The following is a 13,693-nucleotide window of genomic DNA, read 5'->3' as shown; positions in this document are numbered from 1 at the left end:
GCTCAAGGCTATTCCCGGCCCGGGATGACCGTCTCAGGTCAGAAGGCTGAGGTCCGACCCGGAAAGGACGTGCGAAGCGGTGCCCCGGGCCGCAGGCCTCGCCCCGTGTCGGATCGCGGCTCGACTGCCGTTGCCTGGCCGAGACCGGTACGCGCGGGCCGCCCATCGACGTCAGGCCAGAACCGCGGCCATCGTCGCCGCGCGGGTCAGCCGGGCGGGCGCTGGCAGGGCCGCCGCGACGAGCGGTGCAGCGATGGGCGCTTGAAGAATCCTGACGTTGGTGCCTGACCCGCGCCGGTCTGCCTTTGTGGACGTCGAGGCGTCGGGGACGGCGCGGAGGCTGCCCGTAATCCCAGTGTCCGGGTCCCGGCGTCAGGACCGGCGGTGTGTCAGTGGGCTGCCGGGCGGAGGTGGGATGCGAGGACCTCCGCGGACTTCTCGAGCTCGACAGTGCCGTCGGCGACGCCCACCACGAGGTCGAACACCTGGTCGGCGCCCATGTCGTGCTCTGCTCCGTTCAGGGCGAGGAAGACCACGACGAGCACCCAGGCGGTGCGCTTGTTCCCGTCGACCAGCGGGTGGTTGCGGACGGTGGATTCCAGCAGGGCGGCGGCCTGGAGGGGGAGTGCGGGGTAGGCGGGCTGGCCCATCACGGTGGTGGCCGGGCGGGCGAGCGCCGAGCCGAGGAGCCCGGCGTCGCGCACATGGAATCCCAGCCGTGCCACGAGGGCGAGGGCCTCGTCGAGTTCGAGGAAGGCGCTCACGCGTCGGCGAGCCGCTGGAGCGCCTCGGCGTCGTGGGAGAGGGCGAACTGGAACCCGCGCTCGATCACGGCCGCGCGGCGGCTGCGCTCGACGAGCTGGCGTGCGCCTTCGACGACGAGCGCGCTCTTGGAGGTGTGGCTTTCGGCGGCGAGGCGGTCCAGCTCACGGTCGAGGTCTTCAGGGAGCCTGAGTGTCATGGCCATCCCCTCATGATACCAACGCGGTACCAAGCTGGGCATGGGCATGTGTTCGCCAGTGGACCTGCCGAGGGGGAGGCCGATGGAGGCCTGCTGGCGGCGACAGGTGTCCGTCGGACTGCTGTGGGCCACACGTCCGGCGCTCCGCTCGGCCGATGGCCGGAGGAGGGCCCGGCGGCGCGGCCGACACCGAGGGCCCGTCCGTGTCGGCTGGCTCGAGCACTTGAATCCTGAGCCTGTGGCGCCCGTTCAGTCTTCGCCATTGCTCGCGTGGCCCCCTGCCGTCCTGCCCGGCGGCCATTGGAAGCGGCTACGGTCATGCCGGCCCGGGTGCTCGCCGAGAGCTGGTCGGGACTCCTCATCCTGTCCGGCACGCCTCATCTGGCCGGAGCCGCCCATGGTCCATCATTCTTCGGCCTCCTCAACGGGACAGCACAGGCGGGCTGGCCCGCCCACCGGTGTGGAACCTGCCGTAGTGGCTATCGTCGGCGGAACGCCGGCCCCGGTGGGGGCGGGACAGCGTCTCTGGCGCGCTCGTCGGCCGCTCTGCGCCGTCTGAGTTCGAGGACCAGGCTCTCCTGTCCGCGGGCCATGGCCCAGCGGTGGTTCGCTGCGAAGACGGGCTTGAACAGCCAGCTCAGCCGGCGCAGGAGGGGCTTTCCGACGCTGACGTCCCAGTCGTAGCGGATCACTGTTTCGGGGCCGTCCTGGACGAGGGTCCACCGGCCCGTGCCGTTGAGGTCGCCGGTTGCCGCGATGGCGAAGCCCTCTGGGGTGATCGGTGCGGTCACCTCGAGGTCCCAGCGGAGCGTGTACGGGAGCCAGCCCTTGGTGAAGAGGGCCGCACGGCGCCCCAATCCGTCGGCCGCGCCGGTTTCAAGCGGGAAGACCTGGAGGTAGACCGAGGGCCACCACCGGGGAAGGTCCTCGACACGCGCCAGAACCCGGATGACCTCCTCCCGCGTCCCGGCGACGCGCCACACTGTCAGGAACGAGTAGTCCGTCGCCGCCACTGTCCTTCCCTTCCGGCCCCTCCCACGCCCAGTATGCCCGCGGACAGCCCGCGCAGGCAGTGGGGTGGCTGCGCCAGCGGCGGAGGTCTTGGCCAGAGGCGGGCACGGTCTCCGGTGGGCGGCCCTGTCCCGTGGGAGGCTACGGCACGGGCACGTCGGTGAGGAAGGAGACTTTGGCGATTGCCTGCCGGTAGGCCTGGATCACGTCTTCGAGGGGCACGTTCCCGAGCTGGAGGGACAGCTGCAGTCCCTCCAGCTCTCCCAGGCATGCCTCGGCGGCGCTGACTTGGGAGGCGACGTTTGAGGAGTTGGCCAGGTTGGTCGCTACTGCGGCTGCGAGGGAGAGCAGGACCGCGGCGAGGCAGAGGACGCGCCAGACAATGGAGTCGTCGGGAAGCGCGAGCAGGTTCTTGACCGCGTCGGTGAACCTGCTTCCGCCGGCCGCGGGGCCGACGGTGAAGGCTGCGGCCAGGGAGCTGCCGAGGATGCTGATGTTGGTCAGTCGGCTCCTCCGCGGACGGGTGCGGCGGAGGAAGTCCCGGATTGTTCCGCGCCGCTCCTCAATCCGGGTCGACAGTTCCTTCCGGGCGCCGGCGTCCTCGTCCATGTCCGACCTCCATGGTGAGTGGTTGTCGAGGATGGCTCCCAGTGTGTCAGCGGCGAAGTGCGATGTATACGGGACATGGGCCTTCTCACCCGCCGGCGCCGGGAGCGGTCACCATGGCTGCTCTGCGGGACGCACCCTCCACCACGCTTCTCGCCGCCTGAAGCAGCCAGCCCGCCGGATCCGCGCCTCAGATCGGGAAGCTGTAAGGGACTGAGCGCGGCAGCCCCAAGTCGTCCAGGTTCTCGTTGAGTGCCTGTGCGATCAGGTCTCGTTCAAAGCTGGGAAGGCTGGTGAGTCCTTCGAGGAAGGACTCGAGTCGGTGCTCGTACGCGTTGCCGCCGACTCCGAGGTAGCGGGTCCACAGCTCGCCCATAGAGAGCCCTGACGTGGCGAACGCCGAGGCGAGGGCGTCCCGCTGCCTGTCCGGGTCTGTCTCGACCGGGATCGGGCGACGCTCCGCTCGATGCTTGCCTGGGTGGTCGTCGCGGGCCTGCTGAGCCCGGTTCTCTGGATGGAGACGGCGGTCAGGAGCGCGGGGGTCGGGACTTTCGTTTTGCTCGGAAGACATGGTGCTGAACCTCCAGAGGGCCGGACCGGCGCCGGCTGATGGGTCGCAGCCCGCTTCTCGGCTGCAGTGGCTCGATGCAGCGGGAACTTCCGAGGAGCACCTTGCGTCAGGCCACGCCCCACAACGGTACGCCCGTGCAGAAGCGTGAGGAACCCCACGCCTGGGCGGGGGGCTGAAGAGCCGTTGACAACAGCATGGGGATCCCTGCGGATGTGCGCACCCGCCCGGAACCGGCTGGCCCCTCGTTCGTCGGGAGCGCCGGGCAGGGGTTGGTTGCCGCGGCAGCGGCGGAGCGCTTCACAATCCTGTGAGCGATTCGATGGGGAGCTGCAGCTGGGCCAGAATCGGGGAACGAGTGGGGGCTCGCCTATGAGGTGCGACTGCACAACCGGAAGGCGGCAGATGGACCCCTACGAGGTTCACCACATCCACAGCAACTGGATCGAAGCAGACACGCAGCGTGTCGAACCTGGGGGCGACCTGGAGCGGGTCTACACGTGTACCAGGCCAGGATGCGGCTGGTCCTGGCAGGCGTCGACCGGAGGGGAGGGAAGCTCCAGCTGAGCCTGATGGCGGCGTAGCAGCCCGCATCCAGGCGGCGGGGGCGCTCCTCAGAGGCTCTGCGTCGGCTCCTTGCCACGGCGGACAGCGCGGCCGGCTGTGCCTGTGCGGCAGCCGATCTCCCATGCGCATCCGCCCCCGGGGAGGATGCGCCCTTCTTGGCAATGTCAACCCGAACGAGGGCCAGGGTGACGGCTTGATTCGGGACCAGTCCGGGGTGCTGTGCCGGTGACTGGGATGTTGCTCTCGTCGTGCGTTCACCGTGCATCTCATCGCGCGGGGTAAACGTGGCCTCGGCCGCCCCAAGCCGCCGGGGGACATGGAGCGCACGGCATGGCGCGTTGGTCGGCCGGCTTACGGGCGCGGTTCCATCGGCTAACGGCGCGACTAAGGCGGTCCACCTTGCCAAACGGTGCGGAGCAACTTGGGGTTGCTGCGGCATGATGGCTGCATGTTCAGCGAAGAGACACAGCGATGGGGCACGGGCTCATTCCGCGCCCCAGCTCTCGAGTGCCCTGTGTAGGCGTGCGAAGCGCAACTGGGCCCCGACCTCCCCCGGCCAGCCTCGAGACCTCCTTGCGGAGACGGATGGCATCGAGGGCCAGTAGGGCCTCAGCTTGCTGTGGACCACTCGTCGCCGGCGTTGCTAGGGGACGGTGAGGATGATTTTGCCGTGGGCGCTCCCGTCGCGCATACGGTCGGCGGCCCCGTTGGCCTGATCGAAGGGGAGGATGCTGGCGATGATGGGGCGGACGCTGCCCTGTGCGACTGCGGGCAGGACCCGAGGTGTCAACGCGGCGATCACGCGGGCGAGTTCGTCTGCGCGGGCGAACCCAAAGGAGACGCCTGTGAGCCGGAGGTGGCGATAGGAGAGAGCGTCAAGGTTGATGGTCGATTCCGCTTGGTCCAGGCGTCCGATGTTGACGATCTGGCCGTCCACCCGGGTGGCTGGGAGGCAGGCGGCGAGGGTTTCTCCGCCGACGTGGTCCAGGACAATGTCGGCGCCCTGGTCGCCGGTCGCTTCCAGCACCACCGCGGTGAGGTCGTCACTGGAGGTGGCGATGACGACGTCGGCGCGGGCGTTGCTGAGCAGTTCCTTCTTGGACCCGGTCCTTGTGGTTGCGATGACGGTCTTTGCTCCCAGGCTTTTGGCGATCTGGACGCCGATGAGTCCGATGCTCGACGTCGCCCCGGTGACGAGTACGGTCTGACCGGGGACAAAACCACCGACGGCCAGCGCGCCGTGCTCGGTGAGCAGCCCTGTGGGGAGGGCTGAGGCTTCCTCGTAGGCGACGCCTTCGGGGATTGGCATGGTCTGGCGATGGTCTGCCAGGACGTACTGTGCGAAGGCGCCCTCGGTTATGCCCATGACCCGTTGACCGATGCTGACACCGTCGGCGCCCTCGCCGATGGCGGCTATTTCTCCGGCGAACTCGAAACCCGCGAGATAGGCTTCGCCGCTGCCGGAAGCGGAGTCGGCTGCCTCCAGCATCTGCATGTCGGCATTGTTGAGCGAGACTGCGCGGCTGCGTACCAGCACCTGGCCTGGTCCGGGCTCCGGTACAGCTACTGCTCTGGCCTCCCAATCCGGGCCGGCGCCGCCGAACAGGGCGGTCATGGTTTTCGTCATGTGGTGTTCCTTACGTGGGTTGGTGATTGGTCATCAGGACTATGACTGATGGCACGACCGGTATAGCTCCCCGGGCTTTTTGCCGTTCGAAGATGCCGCCAGCGCCAGCGGGTCACGGGCGGCAACGAGTGTGCTGAGCCAGACGAGGACGGCGAGGATGGCGTAGCCGAGCGTGATTGTCGGGAGGCTGACGGCTCGGCTTGCCTGCCCGGCGATGAGACCGGGGACGGCGGAGCCGGTGTAGGAGATGGCGTAGATGACTGCGAGAAGGCCTGCGCGTTCCCGCGGGAGCGCCTCGGGCAGGAGAGTATTCATGCTGCCAGAGGTGGCGATGCCCATCCCGATGCCGCCGACAAGCCCCGCCACGATGAACACGCCAAGGATCCCGGCGGTGCTGGGGTATGTGAGGCCGACACCGGCCGCAGCGACGAATGTCATCCCGATCCGTTGCGCGGCCGTCCGGGTGAAGCGTCCGGCAATGAACCCGCCAAAGAAACTTGGCCCCATGTAGGAGGCGAACACCGCGGCCGCGGCGAGCGGGCTGTGGGAGCCGAGGTTCTCGGCAGCAATAGAAGGCCCGAACGAGGTGAAGTACCCACCGAACGCCCAAGTCGCGACGAAGACGCCGGAGGCGACCGGCAGGTACCGGCGGGACGCCTTTGGGAAGGCGAGCCGGGGAATCAGTGAGGACCAGGCGCCTCCGGTGTGGGCCACGGATTCGGGGCGGGTCGCAAACGCGATCGCGAGCCGAGCAGGATGACAGCGAACACCCAGAATGGCAGCTCCCGGGGGGCCGGTGCGAACTGGACGAGCACGCCGGAGACGAAGACGCCGAGGGCGAGCCCGACGGTGGCGGCAGCGGTGGTGACGGCAGGGACAAGCCAGTTGGGGCGCCGCGGTGCCGTATCAACGACGTAGGCGTCGATGGCGCTGGAGGCAAGGCCGGCGGCGAGCCCTTGGAGGGAGCGGCCGATAAGCAGCGGGAGGAAGCTGTGGACGAAGAGCAGCGTGATGCAGCCGGCGACGGCGAGCAGGAGCGCGGCGATGGCGAACGGGCGGCGTCCGTGGTGGTTTGAGAGCCGGCCGAGGACGAGCAGGGCGAAGACTGCGCAGGCGAAGTAGGCGACGGTGACCAGTGAGAACTCGTCGTTGGTCAGACGGTTTTCTGTTCGGTAGGTGTCATAGAGCGGGATGGGTGTTGCGCCGGCGGCGAAGACCGCGAGGAATGAGATCGCCGCCGCGACGAAGCCGCGCGCCGGGGCCGGGTCCGTCGAGTGTGTGGTGGTCATGTGCTTCCTGGTGTGACGAGCCCGGAGCATGGGTGTTCCGGGCTCGTCGGCGAGGCGAAGGGGAGGGGCTACGCCTGAGCAGTGCCGTTGTATTCGTCGTCGGTAATATGCTCGCCCCAAATGGTGGTTTTCGCGGGGTCTTCACCGTTCTGGAGCATGGCGATGTGTTCCATGAAGCAACCGGGGGCGGCGGCGTGCCAGTGCTCCTCGCCGGGCGGGGTGTACAAGGTCTGGCCGGGCTGGACTTCGATGATCTTGCCGTCGCGGCCTCCGAAGCGTGCGACACCCTGAGTGACGCGGAGGTACTGGCCGAGCTCGTGGGAGTGCCAGGCGGTGCGGGCGCCGGGAGCGAACCGGACGGTCGCGACGACCATCGTCTGGCCAGGTTCGTGGGGCAGCGCGATCGGGTCGAGCCACACGTCGCCGGCGAACTGCGAGGCCGGGTTCTTCGAGGTGGGCACGGAGGGTTCGATATTCATGATGATCCTTACTTGTTGTCGGTGAAGAGCTGCTTGGCGACGGCCATCGCACCCATGCCCTTGGGCCAGCCGGCGTAGAGCGTGACGTGGGTGATGGCTTCGATGAGCTCCTCCCTGGTTACGCCGTTCTCAACGGCGCGGCCGAGGTGGAACCCGAGCTGGTCGGTGTTCCCGCCGGCAGTGAGCACGGCCACCGTGATGAGGCTGCGGTCCCGTGCGGAAAGTTCGGGTCGGTTCCAGACGTCCTCGAAGAGCACGTCATCGGTGAGCTCGGCGAGTTTCGGTGCGAACTCGCCGAACACCTTCCGGCCGCCTCCGAGCTGCTTGGGTTGGTCAGCCATGATGGTCCTTCTTTCGGTTTGGAACCTGTACCGGTCGGTCGGCTTTCGGGTTACTGGGCCTCGTGGGCGAGCGAGGACAACAGGTCGCGGTGTGCGGCAGCCTGGTCAAGCAGGGTCTGGGCTTTCTGCTCCAGGGCGCTGACGGCGTCAGCGCCGGCGGCCCACCGGGCCGGCGGGTTCTCTTCGGCGGCGATGGTGAGGAGGGCCGCGGCGAATTTCGCGGGATCCCCGGGCTGGGTGCCATTCATGGCCTTCCAGTCCTGGATGGTTTGCCGGGTCCGTTCGGCGTAGTCGGGGATGGACAGCTCGGGCCAGATCGCGGAAGCACCCTCGACGAGCAGTTCGGTGCGGAAGAACCCGGGTTCGACGATGGTGGTGCGGATCCCGTAGGGCTCGACGTCGGTGGACAGGGTTTCCATCCAGCCTTCGAGGGCGAACTTCGAGGTCGCGTAGGCGGAACAGAAGTCCACTCCGACGACGCCGGCCACGGAGGTGATCGTGATGACGTGCCCGGAGCGCTGGCGACGCATGACCGGTAGGACCGCACGGGTGACGTTCATCGGTCCGAAGAGGTTCGTCTCGAGCTGGGCGCGGACCTGTTCAGGGCTGACTTCCTCGAAGTAGCCGGCGTAGAAGTTTCCGGCGTTGTTGACGAGCACATCGATGCTCCCGAACCGGCCGGTCGCGGCGTGCACCGCTGCTTCGGCCTGAGCGGGCTGGGTGAGGTCGAGTTTCACGACGAGCAGGTCATCGTGCTCCCCGAGCGCTTTGGCCAGCGTGTCCGCGTTGCGTGCGGTGGCGACGACGGCATGGCCGGCTGCGAGGGCTGCTTTGGCGATGCTGACGCCCATGCCGCGGCCGGCGCCGGTGATGAACCAGGTCTTCTTCTCAACCATGGATTTGGTGTGTCCTCTGCTTTTGAACCACTGAAAATGTGCGCCCCGCCGGAGCCGCCTTTGGACGGCTTTCCTTCGGGAACACGTTCCAGTCAACAGGTGTTCAAAGCATTGAGGGAGTCCCTGCTGTAGGTACCACTGGCAGGGCCTGCCTCAATCGGTGGCGGGTCTCTAACGTTGATGACGTGGACAATCGGAATGAGATACGCGAGTTTCTGACGACACGGCGAGCCAGGATCACCCCCGAGCAGGCAGGCCTGCCGGTCTTCGGCGGGAACCGCCGCGTTCCCGGGCTGCGCCGCGGAGAGGTGGCCTCTCTGGCTGGCGTGAGTCCCGAGTACTACACCCGTCTGGAACAGGGCAAGCTCGGCGGCGTTTTCGAGGGCATCCTGCACGCACTGGCGACGGCGTTACAGCTCGACGAGGCGGAACGGGCGCACCTGTTCGACCTTGCCCGGGCCGCCGGGTCGCAGGAGCGGCCGCTCCGACGCCCGAAGCAGCAGATCCCGCGCAGCCTCCAGTACGCCCTGGACGCCATCACCGGAGCCCCCGCGTTCATCCGCAACGGCCGCCTGGACATCCTCGCCATCAACAGCCTGGGCCGTGCCCTGTATTCCGAGATGTACAGGGATACCGGCCGGCCCGTGAACCACGCCCGCTTTGTTTTCCTCGACAAACGGTCCGTGGATCTCTACCCCGACTGGAACCAGGCCGCCAACGACACGGTTGCGATCCTGCGCGCCGAATCCGGCCGGGACCCCTACAACAAGGACCTCTCCGACCTCGTGGGCGAGCTCTCCACCCACAGCAAGGAATTCCGCACCCTGTCGGCCGCGCACAACGTGCACCGCCACACCACCGGGATCAAAAGATTCCACCACCCGGTCGTCGGGGACATCGCACTCATGTTCAACGCAATGGACCTCACAGCCGACCCCGGACTTTCCCTGCTCATCTACAGCGCCGAACCCGGCACAACCTCCGCCGACGCCCTGCGCCTCCTCGGCAGCTGGGCCGCGACCCTTGAACAGGCACCTTCACCGTCGACGTCCACAACGCAAGGGTCGGCGATTCAGCCATAACTCCGGCCAACCATCGCAGGCACCGCTGAGACAAGCCAGGACTGCTACCAGTACGCCGACAAGCCGGAATACACCTGCGGATACTCGAACCTGTGACTTTCGGCGGTACATGGCGGTCCTTTTGCCGCGACATTTGGCGCCGAGTGCGGCCCGCTGAGGACGGAGGGCACCCGGTAATGGATCCCTCAGAGAGGCATCGAAAGCTGAGCATGATGCTAGCCGACGAGCGGTTGCTCGGGACGATGGAATGTGGGCCAGGGCCCGTGGCTGGGCACTCTGGAAGGCACTGCTCGGCCTCACCACCGCCGACGAACTCGAGATCGAATACGAGGAGCACCACCCCGGACACCACCACCACGGCACGTCCCACGACGGTGGGCACCCCTATCGGTCCGATACCGCTCCCGTCGAGAGCTGATCACCGATGGGCGCACCGCTGGCCGCCCGCTCGGCGCGGCCAGCGGTGCCCTCCGGCAGGCCCAACCGCCGGGCGCCGAAAAAAGAGGGACGTCTGCGCCCCCACAACCTCGACCAGGTGGCACCGTCCATGGACATCTACGAACTCGCTGTGGCCATAGCGGCCGGCGCCCGCTTCGCCGACCGGCTCGCGTCCGCCTACCCCGATCCGGGGCAGGGGACTTGCGGGGATGACCTGTCCCCGACCGATGAGCTCTTTGCCGCCGAGCGGGGATCAGCTCTCGATGAACTGCGCAGCGTCCTCGACAGCTCGTGGTGGGCGGAGGCCGAGCCCCACGCGATCGGCCGCGTCTTCGCCAGAGCCCGGTCTTTGCGGGCCCACTCCCAACAAGCGGCTCGGGCCGAAGAGATGATCCGGGCCGAACTGCTCACCCGCTACGGCATCGACGTCGACCGGGCAGCCGGACCGCCCCAGCTGGTACAGAACCAATTCGAACGCTTCCAACTCGAACGGTTCCGAGCCGCCCTCACCAAGAGCAGCACACGATCACATCCCGCTACAGGACGCTCTGAATAGCCAGCTAGCAAAGCGATGAGCCGCACCCCTTGACCGTGGGCGACCCCTTTGAAGGCTTGGGCCCCTGAGCCTTGTGCTCCCTCGCCCGTCTCACCCTCGGATCAGCGGAGGTCACTTCCCGACGCCAGGAGACGCCGCTCTGTCGACCTCGGGGCAGCGGTGCTCTGGGGCGCGATGGCGGTCGCAGGGCTTGGCGCCTGGCCTAGGGTGTCGGCTGTGTTGGCTCGGGGAGGGAGACGGTGCCGCGTGAGCCGTCTACGGTGATGATCGCCCCGGTGGTGATCCTTTCGGTGGCCTCGGGGACGCCGACTGCTGCGGGGATCCCGTATTCGCGGGCGACGACTGCGCCGTGGCACATGGCTCCGCCCATTTCCATGACCAGGCCTGCGGCGGTGAGGAAGAGCGGGGTCCAGCCCGGGTCCGTGGACGGGGCCACGAGGATTTCCCCGGGTTCGAGGTGTGCCCCTTCGGGGGAGAGGATCACGCGCGCGGGGCCAGTGGCCGTGCCGGGCGAGGCCGGTGTGCCGGTCAGGTCCTGGCCGGCGCGGACACCGGTCATGGCTTCGGCGTCGGTTCCGTCGGAGAGCAGCACCCGGGGGATGTGCTTCCGCTTCCGTTCGCGCTCGAAGGCTGTGCGCCTCTGGGCGACCAGGGCGCGCAGGTCCTGCCCGGCGAGGGCGCGCCTGGCCTCGGCGAGCGTGAGGAAGTACACGTCGGAGGGGTCGGCGATCCGGCGGTCTTCGGCGAGCTGTGTCCCCACGGGCTTGAGGAGTTCGCGGGTCGGAGTGGCCAGGAGGCGGATGAGGTGGAATTTGGGTGCTTCCCTGGAGCCGATGAGCAGCCGGACGCGGCGCAGCGCGAAGCGGAGGGCAGCGCGGCGTGCTCCGTGCACCCTGCCGAGCAGCTCCCGGACCATGGTGTCGGCCTCCAGTGCACTCTTGGCGAACTGGGCATCGGGATCGGGCAGTCCGTCGCCGAGGCGCGCATAGTTGGCCAGGGCGCCCAGGAGGTGGGTGGGGTCCTCGGACCAGCGCGGTGTGCCGATGTCTATCTCGCCGATGCAGCGGAAGCCGTAGCGCGAGAGGAAGCGGGCGAGCCCTGACTGCAGCGTGGCCGGAAGCGATCCGGTGCGGTAGGCGTCGGCGAGTTCGGCGGGCGGGCGCTCGGTCAGCGCTCTCCTCGACGGGGGGTCGCGGCGGGCCGCCGCAGCGACCTGCCAGAGGGCAAGATCCATCTCGGTCGTCGGGTTGCGCGGGGCACCCCGGGTCACGGTCCGGAGCTCGTCGGGGCTCGCCCGTCCGCGCAGGAGGCGGCCCGCCAGGCCCAGGGAGAGCATCGCCGGGGCGAAGACACCGACGAGTCGGGGGAACATGCGGGGCGGTGCTTCCAGCAGCAGCCGTTCTATGGCATCGAGATGACGGTTCGCGTCGCCGTCGGTGACCGCCATGGGGCGCACGATCGCCTCGACCTGCTGCGTGAGCCGGCGGGGCGCCGACGCCGGGGCAAGGAACGTGCGCAGGGCGATGACCGGCACTCCAAGCCGCAGCAGGGGCTCCGCGATACGGCGGAGGGAAGCGAGCCGCGAGCCGGTGCGGATGGCGAATCGCGGGTCATCGGCCAGGCGGGAGAGCGCGGCAGCACTGCGGGATTCGGCGACGCCGGCCACGAGGTGGAGCAGCCGGTGTCCGATCGGATCCCGCAGCGCGCCGGTGACATCGAGGTGGAGGCGCATCGCTGCTTCGACCAGCATCCTCGGCCCGGCGGCCATGTCGCCGCCGGTCCGCGCGGGCTTGGCGATCGCCCGGGACACGCCCGAGCCGAGCAGCCGGAAGAACTGCACGCCCATGGGAGTGAAAGGCTCTAAATAGCCCTGGACCACATTCGCCGAGAGGTAGACGCGCAGATCGTCCGCGGGGTCGGGAGCCCCTGCCGGCAATGGGTACAAGGTGGTGATGTTCCTCGACTGCACGAGCCAGGGCCGGCGCCCGGCGTCGAGCGCGAACTCGATGTCCTGAGGGGGGCCGAAGAGCCGTTCGACCCGGCCGCCAAGAAGGGCAAGTTCCAGGAGCTCGTCCTCAGTGAGGACGGCAGCGTTCCCCGCGGGACGGTACTGGACGATCGAGCCCTTGACCGTGTCCACGACGTAGTGGTCCGGGGTCACCGCTCCCGAGACCAGCGCTTCACCCAGGCCGGCGACGGCGTCGACCGCGGCGCGGCGCCGGGTTCCGGTGACGGGATCGGCGGTGAACACCACCCCGGCCGCGGCGGCGTCGACCATCTTCTGGACGACGACCGCCATGGCAACGCTTCGTCCGTCAATCCCGTAGGCCTGCCGGTAGGCCACTGCCCGGTCGGTCCAGAGGGAGGCCCAGCATCGACGGACGGCGTCGAGGACCGCGCCATCGCCGACTGTTCCGAGATACGTATCGTGCTGCCCGGCAAAGCTCGCCTCCGGGAGATCTTCGGCGGTGGCGGACGAGCGGACGGCCACGGGCCCGGACCCCAGGGCGTGGTAGGCGTCCAGCAGTGCGTCTGCGACGACCGGGGGAATCGAGGCCGCCCGAAACGCCGCGGCAGTGGCCTCCGGGTCGCCTGGGTCCGTTCGGCCCTGCCGGGCCACGGCCCTGTAGGCGGCGGTGGTGAGTACGAAGCCCTCGGGCACGGGAAAGCCACCGCGGATGAGTTCGCCGAGACCCGCAGCCTTTCCCCCGGCCAAGCCCGCATCCCTCGACGCAGGATCCCGCAGCCTAATGACAAGACGGCCGGGGTAGTTCTGCATGCGCCCAGCGTCCCACCTGGCATCGTGTCCCGGAAGTCTCCGCGGCCCCTGCGGGAAAAGTTGGCCGGGCCCTCCGGCCGGCCGTGCCGGCGATCGTGCATCGGCTCCGTTGCCGGTCCGATGTCCAAGATCGCCTGGGGGGCGGGCTCAGTGCCGGGGGCCATGTGCTGGTGGATGGCGCGCAGGGGGATGCGGCCGGGGTCCTTCATGCGTCTGGAAGGTGAGGCTGACGGTGGGCGGCGCCGACGCGAGGGGTCCGATGGTGAAGGACCTCTTTCCGGCCGCTGCCAAGGCTGGGCGCCGCCCCGATCATTCACTCCGCCCACGACGGGGTCTCGGCCGCCGCGACGTGGGCGTCTCATACTCGCCCGTCAAGGAGGACGGTCCCTACCATGGACACGGGTCAAGAATCGCGCCCACGGGGGAGCTTTGAACCAGACCGGCTCCCCTTCCGTGGAACCCCTTGAACGGGACCGCCTGGCGGGCGCCGCAC

The 13,693-nt window shown here is 68.6% G+C and carries 15 protein-coding genes; 3 read left to right on the top strand and 12 right to left on the bottom strand.

The window, feature by feature from the left end:
* Positions 1 to 389: 389 nt before the first annotated feature.
* The 11 genes from ACVWWH_RS19575 to ACVWWH_RS19525 all read right to left on the bottom strand — a co-directional run bounded on the left by ACVWWH_RS19575 (position 390) and on the right by ACVWWH_RS19525 (position 8,345).
* Positions 390 to 764 carry a type II toxin-antitoxin system death-on-curing family toxin gene (locus tag ACVWWH_RS19575; protein WP_457317719.1) on the bottom strand — a complete coding sequence of 125 codons (375 nt, stop codon included), beginning with the start codon at positions 762 to 764 and terminating at the stop codon, positions 390 to 392.
* Complete coding sequence (locus tag ACVWWH_RS19570; protein ID WP_457317718.1) at positions 761 to 967, bottom strand: ribbon-helix-helix protein, CopG family; 207 nt, start codon at positions 965 to 967, stop codon at positions 761 to 763. The genes ACVWWH_RS19575 and ACVWWH_RS19570 overlap by 4 nt, the downstream gene beginning before the upstream one ends.
* 473 nt (positions 968 to 1,440) lie before the next feature.
* Positions 1,441 to 1,974 (bottom strand): SRPBCC family protein, encoded by a 534-nt coding sequence (locus ACVWWH_RS19565; protein WP_457317717.1) that lies wholly within the window; start codon positions 1,972 to 1,974, stop codon positions 1,441 to 1,443.
* A 139-nt stretch (positions 1,975 to 2,113) separates the two neighbouring features.
* Entirely contained in the window at positions 2,114 to 2,581 is a 468-nt protein-coding gene (locus tag ACVWWH_RS19560; RefSeq protein WP_457317716.1) for a hypothetical protein, read from the bottom strand.
* Between the two features lie 187 nt (positions 2,582 to 2,768).
* Complete coding sequence (locus tag ACVWWH_RS19555; RefSeq protein WP_457317715.1) at positions 2,769 to 3,149, bottom strand: hypothetical protein; 381 nt, start codon at positions 3,147 to 3,149, stop codon at positions 2,769 to 2,771.
* A 1,207-nt stretch (positions 3,150 to 4,356) separates the two neighbouring features.
* Complete coding sequence (locus ACVWWH_RS19550; protein ID WP_457317714.1) at positions 4,357 to 5,340, bottom strand: quinone oxidoreductase family protein; 984 nt, start codon at positions 5,338 to 5,340, stop codon at positions 4,357 to 4,359.
* Positions 5,341 to 5,379: 39 nt separating this feature from the next.
* Positions 5,380 to 6,054, bottom strand: a complete 675-nt coding sequence (locus tag ACVWWH_RS19545) for a hypothetical protein (RefSeq protein ID WP_457317713.1) — start codon at positions 6,052 to 6,054, stop codon at positions 5,380 to 5,382.
* Positions 6,021 to 6,629 carry an MFS transporter gene (locus ACVWWH_RS19540; protein WP_457317712.1) on the bottom strand — a complete coding sequence of 203 codons (609 nt, stop codon included), beginning with the start codon at positions 6,627 to 6,629 and terminating at the stop codon, positions 6,021 to 6,023. Before ACVWWH_RS19540 ends, ACVWWH_RS19545 begins: the two co-directional genes overlap by 34 nt.
* A 68-nt stretch (positions 6,630 to 6,697) precedes the next feature.
* A complete protein-coding gene (locus ACVWWH_RS19535; RefSeq protein ID WP_457317711.1) occupies positions 6,698 to 7,108 on the bottom strand; it encodes a (R)-mandelonitrile lyase in 411 nt (136 codons plus the stop codon).
* Positions 7,109 to 7,116: 8 nt separating this feature from the next.
* A complete protein-coding gene (locus tag ACVWWH_RS19530; protein WP_457317710.1) occupies positions 7,117 to 7,449 on the bottom strand; it encodes a carboxymuconolactone decarboxylase family protein in 333 nt (110 codons plus the stop codon).
* A 50-nt stretch (positions 7,450 to 7,499) separates the two neighbouring features.
* Complete coding sequence (locus ACVWWH_RS19525; RefSeq protein ID WP_457317709.1) at positions 7,500 to 8,345, bottom strand: SDR family oxidoreductase; 846 nt, start codon at positions 8,343 to 8,345, stop codon at positions 7,500 to 7,502.
* Positions 8,346 to 8,530: 185 nt separating this feature from the next.
* Here ACVWWH_RS19525 and ACVWWH_RS19520 point away from each other — a divergent pair, with 185 nt between their 5' ends.
* The 3 genes from ACVWWH_RS19520 to ACVWWH_RS19510 all read left to right on the top strand — a co-directional run bounded on the left by ACVWWH_RS19520 (position 8,531) and on the right by ACVWWH_RS19510 (position 10,421).
* Complete coding sequence (locus ACVWWH_RS19520; RefSeq protein WP_457317708.1) at positions 8,531 to 9,427, top strand: helix-turn-helix transcriptional regulator; 897 nt, start codon at positions 8,531 to 8,533, stop codon at positions 9,425 to 9,427.
* Positions 9,428 to 9,674: 247 nt separating this feature from the next.
* Entirely contained in the window at positions 9,675 to 9,845 is a 171-nt protein-coding gene (locus ACVWWH_RS19515) for a hypothetical protein (RefSeq protein ID WP_457317707.1), read from the top strand.
* A 129-nt stretch (positions 9,846 to 9,974) separates the two neighbouring features.
* Positions 9,975 to 10,421 (top strand): hypothetical protein, encoded by a 447-nt coding sequence (locus ACVWWH_RS19510; RefSeq protein ID WP_457317706.1) that lies wholly within the window; start codon positions 9,975 to 9,977, stop codon positions 10,419 to 10,421.
* 202 nt (positions 10,422 to 10,623) lie between these two features.
* On the opposite strand, the gene ACVWWH_RS19505 is transcribed toward ACVWWH_RS19510, so the two are convergent.
* Positions 10,624 to 13,200: a PEP/pyruvate-binding domain-containing protein gene (locus ACVWWH_RS19505; protein ID WP_457317705.1), complete on the bottom strand. Its 2,577-nt coding sequence runs from the start codon at positions 13,198 to 13,200 to the stop codon at positions 10,624 to 10,626.
* Positions 13,201 to 13,693: the final 493 nt, after the last annotated feature.

The sequence above is a fragment of the Sinomonas sp. RB5 genome, assembly GCF_054063535.1.
This window is presented reverse-complemented; position numbering and strand designations above follow the sequence as displayed.

Excerpts from the sequence above, each read along its gene's own strand:
- ACVWWH_RS19560 (WP_457317716.1), bottom strand. The coding sequence starts at position 2,581 with ATGGACGAGGACGCCGGCGCCCGGAAGGAACTGTCGACCCGGATTGAG.
- ACVWWH_RS19540 (WP_457317712.1), bottom strand. The coding sequence starts at position 6,629 with ATGACCACCACACACTCGACGGACCCGGCCCCGGCGCGCGGCTTCGTC.
- ACVWWH_RS19535 (WP_457317711.1), bottom strand. The coding sequence starts at position 7,108 with ATGAATATCGAACCCTCCGTGCCCACCTCGAAGAACCCGGCCTCGCAG.
- ACVWWH_RS19515 (WP_457317707.1), top strand. The coding sequence starts at position 9,675 with ATGTGGGCCAGGGCCCGTGGCTGGGCACTCTGGAAGGCACTGCTCGGC.
- ACVWWH_RS19555 (WP_457317715.1), bottom strand. The coding sequence starts at position 3,149 with ATGTCTTCCGAGCAAAACGAAAGTCCCGACCCCCGCGCTCCTGACCGC.
- ACVWWH_RS19530 (WP_457317710.1), bottom strand. The coding sequence starts at position 7,449 with ATGGCTGACCAACCCAAGCAGCTCGGAGGCGGCCGGAAGGTGTTCGGC.
- ACVWWH_RS19525 (WP_457317709.1), bottom strand. The coding sequence starts at position 8,345 with ATGGTTGAGAAGAAGACCTGGTTCATCACCGGCGCCGGCCGCGGCATG.
- ACVWWH_RS19505 (WP_457317705.1), bottom strand. The coding sequence starts at position 13,200 with ATGCAGAACTACCCCGGCCGTCTTGTCATTAGGCTGCGGGATCCTGCG.
- ACVWWH_RS19550 (WP_457317714.1), bottom strand. The coding sequence starts at position 5,340 with ATGACGAAAACCATGACCGCCCTGTTCGGCGGCGCCGGCCCGGATTGG.
- ACVWWH_RS19570 (WP_457317718.1), bottom strand. The coding sequence starts at position 967 with ATGGCCATGACACTCAGGCTCCCTGAAGACCTCGACCGTGAGCTGGAC.
- ACVWWH_RS19510 (WP_457317706.1), top strand. The coding sequence starts at position 9,975 with ATGGACATCTACGAACTCGCTGTGGCCATAGCGGCCGGCGCCCGCTTC.